16 protein-coding genes are annotated in these 20,509 nt (G+C 37.2%); 2 read left to right on the top strand and 14 right to left on the bottom strand.

Features of this window, described 5'->3' with window-relative positions:
• Nucleotides 1–6 precede the first annotated feature (6 nt).
• From B5488_RS05405 to B5488_RS05355, 11 genes are all read right to left on the bottom strand, one after another.
• Nucleotides 7–1,779, bottom strand: a complete 1,773-nt coding sequence (locus tag B5488_RS05405) for a mechanosensitive ion channel family protein (RefSeq protein ID WP_079734329.1) — start codon at nt 1,777–1,779, stop codon at nt 7–9.
• A 115-nt stretch (nt 1,780–1,894) separates the two neighbouring features.
• Nucleotides 1,895–3,709, bottom strand: a complete 1,815-nt coding sequence (locus tag B5488_RS05400) for an acyl-CoA dehydrogenase family protein (RefSeq protein WP_079734328.1) — start codon at nt 3,707–3,709, stop codon at nt 1,895–1,897.
• Between the two features lie 4 nt (nt 3,710–3,713).
• On the bottom strand, nt 3,714–4,106 hold the full coding sequence (locus B5488_RS05395; protein ID WP_079734327.1) for a four helix bundle protein: 393 nt from the start codon (nt 4,104–4,106) through the stop codon (nt 3,714–3,716).
• Nucleotides 4,107–4,144: 38 nt separating this feature from the next.
• On the bottom strand, nt 4,145–5,335 hold the full coding sequence (locus B5488_RS05390; protein WP_079734326.1) for an acetyl-CoA C-acyltransferase: 1,191 nt from the start codon (nt 5,333–5,335) through the stop codon (nt 4,145–4,147).
• Nucleotides 5,336–5,464: 129 nt separating this feature from the next.
• Entirely contained in the window at nt 5,465–5,812 is a 348-nt protein-coding gene (locus B5488_RS05385) for a four helix bundle protein (RefSeq protein WP_079734325.1), read from the bottom strand.
• Nucleotides 5,813–5,859: 47 nt separating this feature from the next.
• Complete coding sequence (locus B5488_RS05380) at nt 5,860–8,268, bottom strand: 3-hydroxyacyl-CoA dehydrogenase/enoyl-CoA hydratase family protein (RefSeq protein ID WP_079734324.1); 2,409 nt, start codon at nt 8,266–8,268, stop codon at nt 5,860–5,862.
• A 74-nt stretch (nt 8,269–8,342) separates the two neighbouring features.
• Nucleotides 8,343–8,795 carry a MarR family winged helix-turn-helix transcriptional regulator gene (locus B5488_RS05375; protein WP_079734323.1) on the bottom strand — a complete coding sequence of 151 codons (453 nt, stop codon included), beginning with the start codon at nt 8,793–8,795 and terminating at the stop codon, nt 8,343–8,345.
• 162 nt (nt 8,796–8,957) lie between these two features.
• The gene (locus tag B5488_RS05370) at nt 8,958–10,739 is read right to left on the bottom strand and encodes an AMP-dependent synthetase/ligase (protein ID WP_079734322.1); all 1,782 of its coding nucleotides are present in this window, start codon (nt 10,737–10,739) and stop codon (nt 8,958–8,960) included.
• A gap of 242 nt (nt 10,740–10,981) precedes the next feature.
• On the bottom strand, nt 10,982–14,659 hold the full coding sequence (gene purL, locus B5488_RS05365) for a phosphoribosylformylglycinamidine synthase (RefSeq protein WP_079734321.1): 3,678 nt from the start codon (nt 14,657–14,659) through the stop codon (nt 10,982–10,984).
• 287 nt (nt 14,660–14,946) lie between these two features.
• A complete protein-coding gene (locus B5488_RS05360; RefSeq protein WP_079734320.1) occupies nt 14,947–15,513 on the bottom strand; it encodes a lamin tail domain-containing protein in 567 nt (188 codons plus the stop codon).
• A gap of 74 nt (nt 15,514–15,587) precedes the next feature.
• Nucleotides 15,588–16,805, bottom strand: coding sequence for an RsmB/NOP family class I SAM-dependent RNA methyltransferase (locus tag B5488_RS05355; protein WP_079734319.1), 1,218 nt, complete (start codon nt 16,803–16,805; stop codon nt 15,588–15,590).
• A gap of 180 nt (nt 16,806–16,985) precedes the next feature.
• Here B5488_RS05355 and B5488_RS05350 point away from each other — a divergent pair, with 180 nt between their 5' ends.
• Nucleotides 16,986–18,050 (top strand): WD40/YVTN/BNR-like repeat-containing protein, encoded by a 1,065-nt coding sequence (locus tag B5488_RS05350; RefSeq protein WP_079734318.1) that lies wholly within the window; start codon nt 16,986–16,988, stop codon nt 18,048–18,050.
• A gap of 117 nt (nt 18,051–18,167) precedes the next feature.
• Here B5488_RS05350 and B5488_RS05345 read toward each other — a convergent pair whose 3' ends face one another.
• The 3 genes from B5488_RS05345 to B5488_RS05335 are packed head-to-tail and all read right to left on the bottom strand — an operon-like array spanning nt 18,168 to nt 19,742.
• Nucleotides 18,168–18,617, bottom strand: a complete 450-nt coding sequence (locus tag B5488_RS05345; RefSeq protein ID WP_079736534.1) for a hypothetical protein — start codon at nt 18,615–18,617, stop codon at nt 18,168–18,170.
• 1 nt (nt 18,618) lies between these two features.
• Nucleotides 18,619–19,140 carry a hypothetical protein gene (locus B5488_RS05340; protein WP_079734317.1) on the bottom strand — a complete coding sequence of 174 codons (522 nt, stop codon included), beginning with the start codon at nt 19,138–19,140 and terminating at the stop codon, nt 18,619–18,621.
• A 32-nt stretch (nt 19,141–19,172) separates the two neighbouring features.
• Nucleotides 19,173–19,742 (bottom strand): RNA polymerase sigma factor, encoded by a 570-nt coding sequence (locus B5488_RS05335; protein WP_407690212.1) that lies wholly within the window; start codon nt 19,740–19,742, stop codon nt 19,173–19,175.
• A 403-nt stretch (nt 19,743–20,145) separates the two neighbouring features.
• Between B5488_RS05335 and B5488_RS05330 the strand changes: the two genes are divergently transcribed.
• On the top strand, nt 20,146–20,499 hold the full coding sequence (locus B5488_RS05330) for a hypothetical protein (RefSeq protein ID WP_079734316.1): 354 nt from the start codon (nt 20,146–20,148) through the stop codon (nt 20,497–20,499).
• The last annotated feature ends 10 nt before the right edge of the window (nt 20,500–20,509 follow it).

The following is a 20,509-nucleotide window of genomic DNA, read 5'->3' as shown; positions in this document are numbered from 1 at the left end:
ATGTATTTATTTATCTGCTTTTTTAGGATCTTCAGTTTTAAAATGTGGTTCCTTTAATTCTACTCGTGAACGACTAAAATATATACCTTCTTCAAGTTCTTTAATATACGCCACCATTTCTTCCCTTAATTTACAATGAAGTTCCCAGGCAATAGTGGCGGTACTGGCACTGCATATTGCTCTAAGTTTGAGAGATTTTTCTGTCATTTCGGTAACCTGTAGCATTGGTGGATGTTCTTCGTCCCACTCTTCAGAGTTTTCAAGCAATTCTTTAAATTTCGTTCTTAATTTATCTACATCTACCCGGTAATCTACATAGAATTCAATTTCATTTATTGAATGCGGACTTGTAATAGAAAGATTTTCAAAAGTATCAGAAATCACTGTTTTTAAAGGAACAATTAGCCTTCTAAGGTCCCAGGTTCTCACTATCATATAGGTAAACCTAATATCTTCAACATATCCCCAACGGTCTTCTATAATAACAGTATCGCCAATTCTGGCTGGTTTGGTAAGGGCAATTTGAACTCCAGCAATAATATTCCCCAAAGTGCTTTGAGCAGCAATACCTAAAATTATAGTCGCCAATCCGGCAGAGGCCAGCATAGAAACTCCTAGTTTCTCCAAAGAACGAAATTGCGAAAGGATAATTGCTGTACCCACAATCACCACGGTAAAGGTTAAGATTCTCCTGGCTACTGATAAATAAGTGAAAAGTTGTCTTGATTCGTGGCTATTTTCTGAAGTAACATCGCCTATTTTATTTTCGGCAACATAACGCATCGCAAAATCTAAAATTCGCATAAAAAACCATGTGATCGAGGCAATGACAACGGCGAGTAGAATAGCGTAAATGGTGCTAGAAAAAGCACCGGAATAAGAAATTAGATTATTAAGAGTCACATAGAAAAACAAAACTCCGGTTGCTAAGGCCGCCGGCACGCCCAGGCGTTTAGATAAAGCAAGGATAATTGGTTTTTCAAATAATTTAGCAATTTTTCTAATTAGTAGAATAACCACTTTTCCCAGAATGTAAGAAACTATTAACAGTAATATTGTTAAAACAGGTTTCCATAGAGGAACGGTTCCAATTTTAGCCTGTGACCAGGTTGGCATATGCCTATCTAAAAATGTTGGGCCGTAAACCTGGTAGAGTTCTTCTGTATTTTCCACGGTATTGGCAGAAATTAACCAAAAAGCCCCATAATCCTGGTATTTTACTCTTTGCAGCCTAAAAATTATATCGCGGTCTTCTATGTTTGTTTCACCAAAAACAACACTTCTTCTGGGAGCTCCGGCTACTGCCTGGTTGGTGGTGGTTCTAATATCTACCTGCCCATCGGGCCTATCGGGTAAACCATCCCAATTAATTGCAACCCTTTGGTCCATCACGAAATAAAGCTTTTGAGCCATATCTATTGCTTCATCCTCGGTTATGGTTTTAGGCATTAGGTTGAGGTTTAATGCATAGGCAGCTTCTTTAAAATTTTTGTTTCTACAACTAATTACAAAATGCTCTAAGGTAGCCTGCGGAGTTTGTAAATTGAATTTATTTGGCGGAAAACCCAGAGGGTTATTTAATCTGGTTAATGAATAATAAGCTTCATTATAATCTTTTATGCTATTCGGTAAATAATTAGAAGCAATAGAATCTGCTATTTTTTCTTCAGAGGGAAGGTCACCTTCAGTGCTTGTTGAATCTTGTTGAAAAGGAAAAACCGAAATAGGGAGCAAAAATATGCTGAAACTTAAAAATAACAATCTCATTTGGTTGTTCATACCTGTTTATTGAAGTCTATTCGAAATTTATTGATTGGAATAATTTTAAAATTAAGCAATAAAAAAAGACCGTCTAAATTTGACGGTCTTTTTTAAAACAGATTTATCAGAATTTTTAGAAACAATATTTATTTTCTGAAGTAAGTTTTTCAGCAATAGTATTTCTTAATTCTACCACATTTGGCATTCTGTCGTATTTAGTGAAACGCTTAAGTCCCATTAACATCATACGTTGTTCGTCACCTTCAGCAAAAGAAGCGATTCCTTCTTTAGCTTTTTGGTTTACGATATCTACCGCGTGATAGAGATATAATTGGGCCATTGCGATTTGCTCTTTTTGAGAATCTTCACCAAATCGATTCACATTCTTTTCTGCTCTTAAAATAGCCGATTCCGCCATATAGGCTTCAATTAAAATATCGGAAGCAGCTAAAAGTAATTGCTGGTGTTCTTCCAGGTCCTGGCCAAATTTTTGAACTGCGCTACCGGCTACCATCAAGAAAACTTTTTTCAGTTTCTTGATCATATTCTTTTCTTCAGCGAATAATTCATTAAAATCTGGTTTGTCCATAGAAGGAATTCCGGTAAGTTCTTCACCAACTGCTTGAGCGGGACCAAGTAAATCTACGTGGCCTTTCATCGCCTTTTTAATTAGCATCCCAACGGCCAACATTCGGTTGATCTCATTAGTACCTTCATATATCCTGGCGATCCTGGCATCCCTCCAGGCAGATTCCATTGGAGTATCTGCCGAGAAGCCCATTCCGCCTAACACCTGGATACCCTCGTCGCTACAATTCTGAACATCTTCAGAGCAGGCAACTTTCAAAATAGAACATTCTATTGCGTATTCTTCAAAAGTCTTTAATTCGGCATCTGAATGCGATTCTCCGGCTTCCAGTCTAAGATTAATTCGGTCTTCAATATTCTTTGCGGCACGATAACTGGCAGCTTCCCCAACCCAGGCTGAAGTAGCCATTTCTGCAAGTTTTAATTTAATTGCACCAAACTTTGCAATTGGAGTTTTAAACTGAACCCTGTCATTCGCATATTTTACCGCAACATCGGTTACTCGTCGTTGTGCTTCTAAAGATGCCGCAGCCAGTTTAATTCGGCCCACGTTTAGCGCATTCATAGCGATTTTAAATCCGTTTCCTCTTTCTGAAAGCATATTTTCAGCAGAAACTACGGTATCATTGAAAAACACCTGGCGGGTAGAGGAGGCGTGGATTCCCAGTTTCTTCTCTTCTTCACCAAAAGTAATTCCATTCGGATTTTCTTTATCGTATTCCACGATGAATCCAGTGATATTTTTATCATCCTGAATTCGGGCAAAAACGATAAAAACACTTGCAAATCCCGCATTGGAAATCCACATCTTTTGTCCGTTTATTTTATAACTTTTCCCGTCTTCGGCAAGTTCAGCTTTTGTTTTACCTGAATTTGCATCACTTCCGGCTCCTGGTTCTGTTAAACAATAAGCGCCAAACCACTCTCCCGTAGCTAACTTCGGAATGTATTTTTTGCGTTGTTCTTCATTTCCGTAAAGCAGTATTGGTAAAGTTCCAATTCCTGTATGTGCGCCAAAAGCAGTAGCGATAGATCCCGTTGCTCCTGAAATATAATCGCAAACCAGCATCGTTGAAACGAAGCCCATTCCAAGACCTTCATATTCTTCCGGAACTGCAACACCAAGAAAGCCTAGTTCCCCGGCTTTTCCCATTACCTCTTCGGTAAGCGCGTAGTTTTTCTTTTCAAATTCTTCTTTTTTCGGCCAGATCTCTCTGTCTACAAATTCCTTTACCGAATCACGCATCATTTTTTGCTCCTCAGTAAAATCTTCAGGAGTAAATACATCTTCAGCTTTGGTTTCCTTTACCAGGAATTGCCCACCGCGAAGAAGTTCTTTTTTATTTTCTGTTGTTTCCATCCTATTATTTTGAATTTTGAATTATAAATTTTGAATGATCTAACTTTTTATAATTCAGTGTTATTAATGTTTTTTGAGCTGTTATGATGTTTATTATATATGTGATTTCATTTAAATGATTTGAAACTTCAATTTTTGTTATTTCTGAATCTTCTAAAAGTCGCAACCAATATTTTGTCTCTCTGGCTTCCTTGGAAGCGATTGACATTTTGCTTATAAAATCTCTCTTTGATTGTGCCGCAATTGCTTCTTCTACATTAGCGCCAATACTTGTTGCCGATTTTAATAATTGCCTGGATATTATAAACTCTCTTTCTTCTTGAAGTTTTTTGAAAAGCGAGATTATATCAAGAGAAAACTTAAAGGTTTTGTCTACTATGATATTCTCACTTTTCAATTTTATTCATTTAACATTCAACATTCAACATTCATCATTTAAAATACTTCATAGATTCCAGCTGCTCCCTGTCCGGTTCCTACACACATGGTTACCATGGCGTATTTATCTTTAAGATTGCGTTTACGCATTTCATCAAAGATTTGAACCGAAAGTTTTGCTCCTGTACAGCCCAGTGGGTGGCCCATAGAAATAGCACCTCCATTTGGATTTAAGGTTTCGGGATTTAATCCAAGTTCCCTGATTACTGCCAGAGATTGTGAAGCGAAAGCTTCGTTAAGCTCTATAAGTTCTATATCGTTTTGTTTTAATCCAGCTTGTTTTAAAGCTTTTGGAATTGCGTGAACCGGCCCAATACCCATAATTCGAGGATCTACACCTACCGGTGCATAGCTTACCATACGGGCGATTGGTTCAAGATTAAATTCTTTTACCATTTCTTCGCTCATCACCATTACAAATGCAGCACCGTCACTCATTTGAGATGAATTACCCGCAGTAACGCTTCCGCCTTCAGCAAAAACTGGTCTTAGTTTTCCTAAAACTTCTTTAGAAGTATCAGCACGCGGACCTTCATCTTTGTTTACTGTATAGGTTTTGGTTTGCTTTTTGCCGTCTTTTCCTACAAAAGTTTCTTCGATATCTATTGGAACAATCTGGTCCTGAAAACGACCTTCTTCCTGCGCTTTTAAAGCTTTTTGATGAGAATTAAAAGCAAATTCATCCTGGTCTTCACGGGAAACTTTGTATTTCTCGGCTACGGCTTCCGCAGTAAGTCCCATTCCCCAGTAATAATCTTCATTGCCTTCTTTTGCGGCATTATAATTTGGTACCGGTTTGTAACCGCCCATTGGGATATAGCTCATACTTTCTGCTCCACCGGCGATAATACAATCGGCCATTCCGCTTTGGATTTTAGCCGAAGCGATAGCGATGGTTTCGAGTCCCGAAGCGCAATAACGGTTAACCGTCATCCCGGGAACCTTATCGGTATCTAAACTCATTAGTGAGATTAGACGTCCAACGTTAAGTCCTTGTTCTGCTTCTGGCATTGCGTTTCCTACAATTACATCATCGATCCTGGTTTTATCAAAATCGGGTAATTGTTTCATCATATATTCTATGGTTTCTGCAGCCAGATCATCTGGACGCTTAAACCTGAACACACCCCGGGGAGCTTTCCCCACGGCTGTTCTGTATGCTTTTACTATGTATGCTGTCTTGTTCATTGTATATTGTATTTTGTATAATGTATATTGTTTTATTCTGTATAGTGTATTTTGTATAATGTAAATTGAACTATTTTAAATTTAATTAAGTGAACGGTATACGCTTTACACTATACATTTTACTCTTATTTATAATGTTGATTGTAATTTGATAATCATATTTTGAATATGATGAATTTCATTTTCAAGAATTTTAAAATCATCTGAATTCATAAAATTTAGATTTTTTGCAATTATCAACTGCGTTTCTAATTCGAATGCCGATCCAAGAGATATTCCCAAGAAATTAGCAAAATCTTTAGCAGTTTTTCTGCCGCAACCTTCTGCTATGTTTGAAGGAATTGAAACTGCAGATCTTCTAATCTGAGACGTCAATCCATAAACCTCTTCTTTTGGAAACTCCTTACTTTTTGAATAAGTCTCCGTAACTAAATCAATAGATTTTTGCCAAACTTTTAATTCTTTGAAGTAATTCATATCATCTTTAGATTACAGTATACAATCTACATTATACACTATACTATTTAGTTACGAAGTGGTTTCCCTTTCTTCAACATATGCTGAAGTCTTTCCAGGGTTTTGCGTTCTCCTGTTAGGGAAAGGAAAGCTTCTCTTTCTAGATCTAACAAGTATTGTTCGCTTACCATTTGTGGTTCAGATAAATCGCCTCCGGCCATTACATAAGCCAATTTATTGGCGATCTTCTTATCGTGGTCACTAATATATTTTCCGGCATTCATTTGGTCGGTTCCCACTAAGAAAGCTCCTAAAGCTTGTTTACCAAGTACTTTAATGTCTTTTCGAGCAATTGGTTTTGTGTATCCATTCTCAGCCATCAGCAAAGCGTGTTTCTTAGCGATAGTGAGTTGTCTTTCCTGATTTACTACCACGATATCTTTTCCTTTCTGAAGAAGATTTAAATCGAACGCTTCGTGTGCAGATGTAGACACTTTTGCCATTCCAATAGTTAAGAAATGTTCTCTTAGTCTATTTAATTCCACATCGTCTTTTTCATAAGTATCTGCGGCACGAACGGTCATTTCTTTAGAACCACCACCGCCGGGAATTACCCCAACGCCAAATTCAACCAGACCCATATACGTTTCAGCTGCTGCCACAACTTTATCGGCGTGAAGTGAAAGTTCACATCCACCTCCCAATGTCATAGAATGAGGTGCAGCTACCGTTGGAATAGAAGAGTAGCGCATACGCATCATCGTATCCTGGAAGTATTTAATCGCCATATTTAGCTCTTCATATTCCTGCTCTACGGCCATCATAAAGATCATCCCGATGTTTGCACCAACAGAAAAGTTCTTTCCGTTATTCGCAACTACCAATCCCTGGTAATCTTTTTCGGCCATATCTATGGCTTTATTGATTCCGTCTAGAACATCACCGCCAATGGCATTCATTTTACTTCGGAATTCTACATTCAGGATTCCGTCGCCAAGATCTTCAACCACAACACCGCTGTTGCTAAAAACTTCTTTTGATTCGCGAATGTTATCTAAAATGATAAATGCATCCTGACCAGGAATTTTCGTGTAATCTTTTTTCTGAATATTGTAATAATAGGTATTTCCTTCTTTTACGGTGTAAAAAGCATCTTTACCATTATCCAACATTTCATTAACCCAGGCCGCCGGTTCTTTGCCTTCGGCTTTCATCATTTCAACACCTTTCTTTACACCCAGGGCATCCCACATTTGAAATGGGCCGTGCTCCCAACCAAATCCGGCTTTTACACCATCATCGATTTTATAAAGTTCGTCTGAAATTTCTGGAATTCGGTTAGAAACATAAGCGAACAATGCTGCAAAGTTCTTACGGTAGAATTCCCCAGCTTTTCCTTTATCACCAACTAAAACTTCGTAGCGATCTTCCAGGTTATCAATAGTCTTGGTTTGTTCTAATACATCGAATTTCGCACTTTTTCTATCGCGAAATTCCATCTTATCTAAGTCTAAAGACTTAATTTCACTGGAGCCGTCCTCTTTTTTTACTTTTTTATAAAAACCGGTATTATTGGTTTTACTACCCAACCATTCGTTATCCATCATGGTTTGGATAAAATCGGGTAGCGCAAAAAGATCGTTCGCTTCATCATTAGGAACGCCTTTGTGAAGACCATTGGCAACGTGTACCAAAGTATCTAAACCAACCACATCTACCGTACGGAAAGTAGCCGATTTTTGGCGGCCAATAACCGGGCCGGTAAGTTTATCTACTTCCTCTATGGTCATATCCATATCTTTTACCATATGGAAAAGGCTCATAATACTGAAAATACCAATTCTATTCCCGATAAACGCCGGAGTGTCTTTCGCTAATACCGATTTCTTACCAAGGTATTTTTCGCCATATTCATTTAGAAAATCTAAAACTTCCGGTTTTGTATCTGGTCCCGGGATAATTTCAAATAATTTCAGGTAACGCGGCGGATTAAAGAAATGCGTTCCGCAGAAATGCTGCTGAAAATCTTCACTTCTTCCTTCATTCATTTGCTGAATAGGAATTCCTGAAGTATTCGATGTAATTAAGGTTCCTTTTTTACGGTGTTTTTCTAGTTTTTCAAAAACCTGTTGCTTAATATCCAGGCGTTCTACTACCACCTCGATAATCCAATCTACTTCAGAAACCTTAGAAATATCATCTTCCATATTTCCGGTTTCTATTCGATTGGCAAAATCTTTATGGTAAATAGGAGAGGGCTTAGATTTTAAAGACTCTTGCAAAGATTCATTTACCAGTCGGTCTCTTACTTGTTTGTCTTCTAAAGTGAGGCCTTTTTTCTTTTCTTTCTCGTTGAGTTCCCGCGGGACGATATCCAGCAAGAGAACTTCTACGCCAATGTTGGCGAAGTGGCAGGCAATCCCGCTTCCCATAATTCCGGAGCCGATTACCGCTACTTTATTAATTCTTCTCTTCATAATTTTTATCTGGTTTTTACTATAAGGTTTTCGGTTTCTATTGAAACTTCACAGGTTTTTAAAACCTGTGAGGTTTATTCTATTCTAATTTCTTCTTTATAAATTTTCTTTTCAGAAATAAGGCTCAAAATTGTATTTGCGACTTCTATAAAGGTTTTTAGATCTTCTTCTGAAACATTTTCTTTTACAGCTTCATCAAAGCGCAATACTACTTTTTTGGAATATTCCCGCATTTCCTGTCCAAAATCGGTTAAATAGATAAGGACGCTGCGGCCATCTTTTGGATTTTTTTTCCGAAGAATTAATCCTTTATCTTCCATCGTTTTTAAGATTCGCGATAAGCTGGTAGCTTCCATTCCCATTTTAGGGCCCAGTGAGGTAGAAGGGGTTCCATTTTCAGGATCTATGCTTAAAAGCGCAAAACCGGTAGACATTGTACTTCCGGCTTTACCGGCCTCTTCATTGTACATTTTAGAAACTGCCATCCAGGTGGCCCGTAAAACATAATCTATTGTCTTTTCCTTCATTTTTGAATGTTGATTCTCAAAGTTAAGAAAAATATATTATGCACGCATAGTAAAATCGAATAAATTATCGGGTCTTTATATTTATTACTTAAATTTATGGAAAGTCCATAAAAAAACCCTTCAAAAAGAAGGGTTTTAACTTAAGTTGTAAAAAATCTATAATTATGAAGGTCTGTATATCTTCTCATATAATTTCTTATAACGATCTTTTATATTTCTACGTTTTAGTTTCATAGTAGGAGTGAGGTGACCTTCTTCAATTCCCCAAACTTCGCCGGTAAGTTCTATTACTTTTATACGTTCCCATTTTCCGAATTTTTCGTTATAAAAATCTACTTCTTCCTGAATACGGTCTTTAACCTGGTTATTTTCTGCAATAGTTTTTTCTGAACCATCACCAATATCAATATTTTTGCGTTTGGCCCATTCCTGGATAAATTCAAAGTTTGGCTGAATAAGGGCGGCGGGCATTTTTTCGCCGTCACCAATTACCATTATTTGTTCGATAAAACGAGATTGCTTCATCGTATTTTCAATAATTTGCGGTGCAACATATTTTCCTCCCGATGTTTTAAACATTTCCTTTTTACGATCGGTAATTTTCAAGAAACCGTCTTTATCCAATTCCCCAATATCGCCAGTATGGAAAAATTTGTCACCATTTAAAACCTCTTCGGTTTTTTGCGGTTCTTTATAATAACCCAGCATTACATTTGGTCCTTTTGCCAGGATTTCCCCGTCTTCGGCAATTTTTACCGTTACATTATCTATAGGTTTTCCTACGGTTCCAATTCTAAAGCCTTTATCTCTCTGGTCGTTTACCGCAATTACCGGAGAAGTTTCAGTTAAACCGTAACCTTCCATTACCGGAATATCGGCTGCGGCAAAAACACGGGCTAGACGCGGTTGAAGCGCAGCAGATCCAGAAACGATCAATTCAATATTTCCGCCTAAACCTTCTTTCCATTTAGAGAAAATAAGTTTTCTTGCTAAAGATAGACGTTTTTCGTACCACCATCCGTTTTGGCCGTAAGGCTCATATTCCAAACCGAGTTCTACAGCCCAGAAAAATAATTTTTGCTTAATGCCTCCAACGGTAGAACCTTTTGCGATAATTTTATCGTAAACTTTTTCCAAAAGTCTCGGTACGGCAGTAATTACGTGGGGTTTTACTTCTTTAAGGTTATCGCTAATTTTATCTATAGATTCTGCAAAATGAATGGAAACCGAATAATACTGATATAAATAAAGGATCATTCTTTCAAAAACGTGGCAAACCGGTAAGAAACTAAGCGCTACATAAGTTCCCCGTTCAAAAGGTACACGCTTAGAGCTATCTAATACGTTGCTTACCAGGTTTTTATGAGAAAGCATAACTCCTTTTGGTCTACCTGTGGTTCCAGAAGTGTAGATTAAAGTTGCCAGATCGTCTGGCTTAACAGCTTTCTTTAACTGTTCAACCTCATCCTGGTTACTTTTATCATTACCTAGTTCAAGAACTTCAGTCCAGTTTTTTGAACCTTCTATTTCATCAAAAGTATAAACCTCTTTAAGCTTGGTGTCTTGTTTAATGGAATTTAGTTTTTCCAAAACTTCTGTATCTGAAACAAAACAAAATATCGCTTCACTGTGATCCAGTACATATTGATAATCATCTTCAGAAATCGTTGGATAAATAGGTACAGTTTGAGCACCGGTTTGCAAAACTCCAATATCCATGATATTCCATTCAGTTCGGTTACTGGTAGAAATTATGGCAATTTTATCGTTAGGTTTTATACCCAATCTCAATAATCCGCGGCTTATTGCATTTGCCTGATCAATATATTCCTGGGTGGAAATTGCTTTCCATTCTCCGTTATATTTAGTGACTAAAGCCTTATCTAAAGCGTGTTTTTCCAGTTGAAAATAAGGAAAGTCAAAAAGTCTTGTTGGTTTATCCATTAGGGTGTAGCATTATTATATACTTTGCAAAATAGCAAATTTGTAGCCTATTTCAAATTGAAATATTAAAATAAACATAGATATATTAATAAGAATATAAAATATTTAATAAATACAGGATTAAATTTATAGGATGATTACTTTGAAATTTCGTTTTATTAAATTGATAATCATTACATTAAAATAGAAAACGCCCGATAATAAAAATATAATCGGGCGTTCTAAATAATTTTGAAGAAAATTTATTTATTCTCTAACCATTTTCTTGCATTTACAAAAGCTTCCAACCAGGGGCTTACTTTGTCGTCTTTTCTGTCTTTTGGATAATATGCCCAGTTCCATGGGAAAGTTGAGCGTTCTAAATGCGGCATCATAACCAAATGTCTTCCGGTATCGTCGGTAAGTATTGCCGTATTGTGGTTAGAACCGTTAGGATTGGCCGGATATTTATCATAGCCATATTCTCCTACGATATTATAATGCTCTCTTTTATATGGAAAACTGAATTTTCCTTCACCGTGTGCAGCCCAAATTCCAAGTGTACTTCCAGAAAGTGTGGATAGCATTACTGAATTATTCTCTTTTATTTCTACGGAAGTAAAATTACACTCAAACTTATGCGACGCGTTATGAAGCATTTTCGGTTTCTTTTCGTGATCGGGATTTATTAATCCTAACTCCACAAAAAGCTGACAACCATTACATACTCCAAGCGATAAAGTATCTTCTTTTTTAAAGAAATTATCGAGGGCGGTTTTAGCTTTCTCGTTATATAAAAATGCGCCGGCCCAACCTTTGGCACTTCCCAAAACATCTGAGTTAGAGAATCCACCAACCGCTGCGATAAACTTAATATCTTCCAGGGTTTCCCGTCCCGAAATTAAATCGGTCATATGCACATCCTTTACGTCAAATCCGGCTAAGTGCATTGCACGAGCCATTTCACGTTCAGAATTGGAACCTTTTTCACGAATAATTGCCGCTTTAATGGGTTGGGTTGGTTTCTCCATTAAATTAGATTGAAATGGAAGCTGACCAGTAAACCCATAAGGAAATTTAAATTCCAGCGGCTGATTTTTATAGTTATTGAAGCGCTCGGTAGCTTTATCTACACCACTTTGTTTTTGATCTAAAAGGAAGGAGGTTTTATACCACACATCTCGCAATTCAGGAATATTGAAATTCAGGTTTTCTGATCCGTTTTTGATTTTTAGTTCGTTTCCTTCAGTTACTTTTCCAAGTTTAAAGAATTCAATTTTATTATCGGTAAGTACTTTTTCTGCCGTATCGTCTTTTGCCTGGAAAACAATTCCGCAGTTTTCATTAAACAGCAATTTAACGCTGTCTTTTTCATTTAAGGCTGAAAAATCTAGATCGGCGCCAAGATTATTATCGGCAAAACACATTTCAAGAAGCGTGGTAATTAATCCGCCTGAAGCCACATCGTGCCCGGCAAGAATTAGGTCCTGCTTAATTAATCCCTGGATATTATAAAAAGCATCGGTAAATTTTTTGTCATCTTTTATCGTAGGTACTTCTTTTCCAACCTTGTTCAAGGTTTGCGCAAAAGAAGATCCGCCAAGTTTAAAATTATCTTGGGATAAATTGATGTAATAAATGTCACCTCCATTTTTTTGCAAAACTGGCTCCACAATTTTCGTTATATCATCGCAATGTCCCGCTGCGGAAATAATCACCGTTCCCGGAGAAAGTACTTCCCCATCTTTATAGCGTTGCTTCATGGAAAGCGAATCTTTCCCGGTTGGCACATTAATTCCAAGCGAGATCGCAAAATCTGAAACTCCCTTTACGGCTTCATAGAGCCTTGCATCTTCGCCTTCGTTATTACAAGGCCACATCCAGTTTGCTGAAAGAGAAATAGACTTCAGACCTTTTTCTAACGGTGCCCAAACAATATTGGAAAGTGCTTCGCCAATTGAATTTTTAGAACCTGCAACTGGATCAACCAATGCCGAAACCGGAGAGTGGCCAATAGAAGTTGCCACACCTTCTTTCCCGTTGTAATCCAGCGCCATTACGCCGCAATTATTTAGCGGAAGCTGTAAGGGCCCGGCAGTTTGTTGTTTTGCTACGCGCCCGGTTACACAACGGTCTACTTTGTTGGTTAACCAATCTTTGCAGGCAACTGCTTCCAACTGAAGCACCTGCGTTAAATAATCGTTTATATTTTCTGAAGAGTAGACTAAGTCGTCATAACTTCTACTTACGGTTTTATCGGTCATTATGGTTTTTGGAGAACTTCCAAACATATCTGAAAGTGCCAGATCCATTGGTTTTTGACCAGACTTAGAACCTTCAAAAGTAAACCTATGGTCTCCGGTAACATCGCCAACCTGGTAAATAGGAGAGCGTTCGCGTTCTGAAACCCTGCGCAGGATGTCATAATTTTTACCGCCAATAACCAATCCCATACGTTCCTGAGATTCGTTCCCGATAATTTCTTTTGCTGAAAGAGTAGGATCGCCAACAGGTAATTTATCGAGGTCTATTTTTCCTCCGGTTTCTTCAACCAGTTCGCTAAGGCAGTTTAAATGTCCGCCGGCACCGTGATCGTGAATAGAAACAATTGGGTTTTCTTGACTTTCTACCATTCCGCGCACCGCGTTAGAAGCACGTTTTTGCATTTCAGGGTTAGCTCTTTGGATAGCGTTTAATTCGATTCCGCTACCTAATTCTCCCGTGTCAGCGGAAGATACCGCGGCACCGCCCATTCCAATTCGGTAATTTTCACCACCAAGAATAACAATTTTATCGCCTTTCTTAGGAATATCTTTTTGCGCCTGGCTGGCTTTTCCATAACCAATTCCGCCGGCAAGCATAATTACTTTATCGTAACCTAAACTTCTTTGGTGTTCTGAATGCTCAAAAGTTAATACAGAACCAGAAATTAAAGGTTGACCGAATTTATTTCCAAAATCGGAAGCTCCGTTAGAAGCTTTGATCAAAATATCCATTGGAGTTTGGTACAACCAGTCGCGTTCTTTCATCCCGTCTTCCCATTTTCGGTCTTTATCAAGTCGGGAATAAGATGTCATATAAACCGCGGTTCCGGCCAAAGGTAAAGAGCCTTTTCCACCGGCAAGCCTGTCTCGAATTTCGCCCCCACTTCCGGTAGCAGCACCGTTAAAAGGTTCTACCGTAGTTGGGAAATTATGGGTTTCGGCTTTTATGGAAATAACCGAATCAAAATCTTTATTTTCGTAATATTCCGGAACATCGGGAAGTTTTGGTGCAAATTGCTGCACGCGTGGCCCGTTGATAAATGCCACATTATCTTTATATGCCGAAACGATCTCGTTCGGATTTTCTTCGGAAGTTTTCCTGATTAGTTTAAAAAGCGAACTTAGTTTTTCTTCTCCATCAATCACAAAGCTGCCATTAAAGATCTTATGACGGCAATGTTCAGAATTCACCTGGGAGAATCCAAACACTTCAGAATCGGTAAGTTTTCGGCCTAATTTATCGGCTAATCCTTGCAGATAAGCAACCTCTTCTACATTAAGTGCGAGGCCTTCCTGCTGGTTATAGGCTGCAATATCTTCAATTTCAATAATTGGTTCTGGATTGATATGAATATCAAAAATATCCTGATCTAAACCTTCGTATTTTTGGGAAAGCATCGGGTCAAAATCGTGGAAGTTCTTGTCAATTCTCAAGAATTCTTCAATTCTAATTATGCCGTGGATTCCCATATTCTCGGTAATTTCTACCGCATTGGTACTCCAGGGCGTGATCATTGCGGCACGGGGACCAACAAAAAAATCTGCCAGAGCAGATTTATTAATTTGTTGTGTATTCCCAAAAAGCCAGTTTAATTTAGTGATGTCTTGCGCCGTAAGGTTGGTATGCGTTTCTACCGCAAAAACCTTAGTGGTTTGGTCTCCAAAGAAAAGGATCATTCTATGTTGTTTTGTGTTGTTCGCGAAAAGACAAATTTAGGTTTTTTAAAGGAAATATTTTAGGAAGTTAATGCAGAAAATATTAAAAGGGATTTTGCAACGAATTCACGAATCGATTTTTATTTTTAAGTATTGCTCTTTTAAAGTACTGGCATTGTGAAGGAGTCTTTTTAGGCGACTGCGGCAATCTGTACTTTTTTGAATAAGTTCCTTTTAAAATAGGCGGACTATAACCAAAGATTGCCAGGCTCGTCCCGCGCTCGCAATAACATAACTCCTTTCGTAGTTTAATAACTACCCAAATCTTCAACAGTATCCATTTCAAGGAATTCCCAATCTTCTGGATTATACTCAAGAGATGGTTCTGTGTTTGTTTTCTTTCTTCTTAAGGTTTGGTCAAATGCAAAATCTTCAGAATTGTCCAGTTCTCCAATTACATCGATTAGTTCCCCGTTTTTGAATAATCCAATAGGGTCGTTACCATTAAAATCCAGCGGTGCCCCAAATTTTAATTGATTGGATTTTGAAGTGATTTCAGAAAGGGCAGATTCATGGGCGATAACGAAAGTCGCTTCGTGCGCTAAATCACCTTCCAGAAAAACTTCACCCATCCAGTCGCCGGTGCCGTTAGATTGTTTTTTAATGGAATATGCATCAGCTTCCAGGTTGATATTTTCCCCGGTAAGATTTACAATTTCCAGCGCTTTATTATAAGAAGTACCTTCTACATATTCAGAAAAGAAGATTTCAGTAGAGAAATTATTTTCTTCCGGCCTTTCTTCAGGAATTGAGGCATCGTCTTCTGAACAGGAATAAATGAGTATGCAAAGAAATAAAAAGTAGTAATTTTTCATTGAAAATCAATTTCAGGGAAAATAAAAGGAATTCCCCTGAAATTGATTCGTTCAAAAAATTTGGGTAAAAACCCTTAAGCTTTTTTCTCTAAAAGTGCCATATAGAACCCGTCAAATCCGGTTTCTGAAGAAAGTATTTTTTGATCTCTTAACAACCTGAAGTTTTTTCCTTCCTCAGTATTCTTCAAAAAATTCTCTACTTGTTTTTCATTTTCAGAAGGCAAAACAGAGCAAGTTGCATAAACCATTTTTCCGCCTGGTTTAACAATGCGGGAATAGGTTTCGATAATTTCGGCCTGGGTTTTTATAAGATTGTCTATAAATTCAGGTTGCAATTTCCATTTAGCATCTGGATTTCTACTTAACACTCCGAGACCACTACACGGGGAATCTATAAGTACACGATCTGCAGTACCGTAGAGTTTCTTGATCACTTTTGTAGTGTCAATGGCACGCGGATCTATATTATGAGCACCGGCACGTTTGGCGCGGCGTTTAAGTTCTTTGAGCTTATTTCCGTAGATATCGGTAGCGATAATCTGACCTTTGTTTTCCATTAAAGCAGCCAGGTGAAGCGTTTTACCACCGGCACCGGCGCAAGTATCAACCACGCGCATTCCGGGTTCTACTTCCAGGAATTCAGCTACTAATTGCGAAGAGGCATCCTGTACTTCAAAAAAACCATCTTTAAAAGCCTGGGTTCTAAAAACGTTACCGCGTTCTTCCAGTTTTAGAGCGTTTTTATAACCTTTTATAGGTTCAGAAATTATTTCTTCGTTTTTAAGAACACTGCGTAAATTATCTTTGGTGGTTTTAAGTGTGTTGGCCCTAAGTATAACCGGAGCCTGCTCATTAAGCGCTGCGATCTCTTTTTCCCAAACTTTCTCACCGAGTTCTTTAGCGCCAAGCTCGTCCATCCAATCGGGAATAGATTCGCGGTATTTTCTAATTTTGCTTAAACTATCAAATTTCCCTTTAATTCTTCGGGTAGGTGTGCCGGCAAATTGAGGCCAGTCTGGGAGCGCAATTCCACGCAAGGTAGCCCAAACGGTAAATAATCTAAATAGATTTTCCCGATCAAAAGGTTCTTTTACTTCAGCAATTTCAGCATAAAGTCTTTTCCACCGAACAATATCGTAAACGGTTTCGGCAATAAAACTACGATCGCGAGAACCCCAACGTTTATCGCGTTTTAGGGTTTGCTCGATAACCTTATCGGCATATTTATTATTGTTAAAAATTTCATTTAAGGCATCTATGGTAGCAAAAACTAAATTCCTGTGTAACCGCATAACTAAATTTTGAATTTGCAAAGGTAATTTTTTTACTCGATAATTGAGGTTTAAATGCTTCGAGGCTTGGCTTGATATTAAATAATAAGTCTTTGTAGCCTTTCTAAGCTTGCGATGCCCTATTTTGCTTCGGAAAAAATTATCTTTGGCGGGATTTATAAATCGATTAATATTTAAGCTATGAACAGACTTATAGTTTTTTGCCTGCTTATAATTTTTAGTGCCTGCAAAAATGACAAAGAAGCAGAGAACGAAAAACAGGTTAAAGCTGAAATAGATTTTTCTTCAGTAGCAATAGAACCTATTCTGGAAAATGATTCTTTAAGTATTAGAGCGATAGAAATTATTGGGAACAATCTCGCCTTTGCTGCAAATAATGCTACTTTCGGGATGTATAATTTTGATAATAAAACCTGGCGAACCAATACCCAAGAGTATGATACCCTGGTTCCTGAATATAGAGCGGTAGCTTCAACAGATACAGATTTCTTTATGCTAAGTGTTGGAAGTCCTGCCTTGCTTTATAAAACAGGGGATTCTGGCGCAATGGAATTGGTCTATAAAGAAGATCACGAAAAAGCGTTTTACGATGCTATGGTTTTTTGGAATAACAAAGAAGGGATTGCGATGGGCGATCCCACCGATAATTGTATTTCTATTATTATTTCCCGTGATGGTGGAAGATCGTGGGAAAAATTAAGTTGCGATATATTGCCTGAAATTATAGAAGGAGAAGCAGCTTTTGCGGCGAGTAATTCTAATATAGCGATAGAAGGAGATAAGACCTGGATTTTAACCGGTGGAATGAAATCCCGAGTTTATTTTTCTCCAAATAAAGGTGAAACCTGGGAAGTTTATGATACTCCTTTAATAGACGGAGAAGCGACAACCGGCGGATATAGTATAGATTTTTATGATGAAAACTTCGGAATTATTATTGGTGGAGACTATACCAAACCTGAAGGAAATACAGGAAATAAAGCAATTACTAAAGATGGTGGGAAGCGCTGGGAATTGATTGCGGAAGGGCAGGAGCCGGGCTATAAAAGTAGTGTGCGATTTGTGCCAAATAGTGAAGGAAAGAAAATAATTGCAACGGGATTTAGCGGAATTTCATATTCTAAAGATTCGGGGAAAACCTGGAAAGAGCTTTCTAAGGAAGGTTTTTATACGTTACGATTTAAAAATGATTCGGTGGCCTATGCTGCTGGTAAAGGACGAATTGCACGGCTCACTTTTAAATAAAAAGAATCCCGGAAGGCCTAAACCTACCGGGATGCTAACTACTAACTAACCAAAAAACTAAATTTTAAAACTCACCAGTTGAGTTTTATTTCTTAATCGGGAATTACAAAAGTTAATTTATTCTTCTTCCTGATTTTCACGATCTTTTCTGGACCGATATTCTTTAATCAATTTTTTATGAAATTGGTCTTCCAGTTTATGAAGTTTAATAATTTCCTGTGCGGTCATTATTTCCTTTAAATCCTTGAAAAGCTCCTGTTTTAAAATATAATCCTGTTTTTCTATCGTAACATATTCATCTAACATTTTTTCGGCTTCATCTTCAGAAATACATTCCAAATTTGGAAGATCTCTATGCTCTCGTTTTCTCAATTCGTGTAATCCAGATTCATATTTATTATAAATTGGCCAGAATTTTTGGGCTTTTTGCTTGTCAAGATTTAACTCCTGGGTAAAAAAAGCGGTCTTTAGTTCTTTAATTTTCTCTCTATGAGAGCCATCTCGATTTTGTGACTGCATTTGCCACAATCCGGAAAACATTAATACTATTATAAGTAGGTTTTTCATCTTAATCTTCATCTAATATATAAAGAGGTTCTTCTAAATTTTCATCAAGATAATTCATCATTGCTTCAGAATCTACCTTATCTAAATCGGTATCGTCTACTATATAACCTCGTTGAAAAATATAATTTGAAATTTCACCGGTAGAGAGATCTATGTTATTGTCGTCTATATAGCTCTCCATCACTGAAAGTTCCAGGTTTTCCCAACTGGTTTGGGTTTCAGGGTTTATATAAAAAGTACTTGCAAAAGCGATTACAATTGCGGCGATACTTGCTGCATAAAGAAAAGCTTCTTTCGTAAATAAGGTTCGAACCCTGGGCTCAGATTTATTCGGTTTTTTAAGCAATTTATCTTCCAGAGCATCAAAATATCCCATTGGGGTAGTGAAACCGGCAGATTTCTTTTCTCCCAGGTTTTCTGAAAACTTCACAATATCCAATAATTCATCTTCTAAACCCTCAAAATAATTTGTTGGGGTTTCAAAGCCGGATTTTTGATTATATGATATTTTTTCTTTCTTCATTTGCTTATTTGACTATGAAAAGTACAAAAGGTTTAATTGGTTTTTAAGTATTCTTCAATTTTTTTAGTCGCGTGATGGTAGGAAGCCTTAAGTGCTCCTTCACTGGTTTCAAGAATTTCAGACATCTCCCGGTATTTTAAGTCTTCAAAATATTTCATATTAAAAACCTGCTGTTGTTTAGCCGGAAGACTGGCAATTGCTTTTTGCAATTTTAATTGAATTTCATCTCCTTCAAAATAAACATCGCTTTTTAAATTTGAAATGAGTTGTTGCTGTAAATCTTCTGAAGTTATGTGATTGCGTTTAGCGCGTTTATTTAAAAAGCTTATAGATTCGTTGGTAGCGATGCGATACATCCAGGAAAACAATTTACTTTCACCTTTGAAATTATCAATATTTCTAAAAATTTTGATAAAAGTATTTTGAAGCACATCATGGGCATCCTCATGGTCTTTCACCATGTTACGAATGTGCCAGTATAAACGCTCCTTATATAGAGATACCAGTTCCTTAAAAGCTTCAGAAGAAGTCTTTTTTTCCTGTAAGCGTTTAATAAGTAGATCTTCGGACGTTTTCAAAGGGATACTTGTCTTAATATTCATGTGGAATCCCGTGTAACGGAAGCCAAAGGTAGTTAAAACTTTATTCTTCTTAAAGTCAGGGTGTAAAAGAATTTAGTGCAGAATTCCTTTTGAGTCAAATCCTTGTTTAATCGACAAAATGCAAATAAATCAGATAAAAAGCACTTTTTGTTTGGTGAATTGGTTTTTCTGATTTATATTTACACCATCAGAATGATTTAATCTTTTTTGCCCCAAATGAAAACGAATTAAATCTATTATTCTTAATTGCCCCACAATGAGAATAATTTTTAAAAAAGGATGGAGTTTACTTCATCCTTTTTTTATGCCCAAAAGTGACCATGTGAAAATTATGCTAAAAGTGCTCTAAAATTGTATAATGGTAAAATAATCTGTATATTTTTGCTAAATAAAAATTTTACCTATGAAAAATTTACTTATAATTCCGATTATGTTATTATTTGCCTTTCAAGTAGAGGCACAGAACCAAACCGAACCGGTAACGGTAGGAGACGTATTAGTGATTAATCAAACTGAAAATCAGGATTTTAAATCATTAGATTTACCTAAGGCTAATTTCATTATTAAAAAAGGTGGAATTGCTAACTATAAGAGCCTGAATGGGAATAGGGTAGAAGTAACTGCAATTGAAACAAACGATGCGGGTGAAACTACTGTTAAACTGAGAAGAGAAGATGGAAGAAAATTCTTTAGAACCCATACTACGATTAGTGCTAATATAGATGAAGCTCTTGAAAACGGAGAGTTAGTTTTATAGAACAATAATT

The organism is Salegentibacter salegens (assembly GCF_900142975.1).
Classification (GTDB): Bacteria; Bacteroidota; Bacteroidia; order Flavobacteriales; family Flavobacteriaceae; genus Salegentibacter; species Salegentibacter salegens.
The sequence above is the reverse complement of the archived record's forward strand: the minus strand, read 5'-3'. Positions and strand labels throughout refer to the sequence as shown.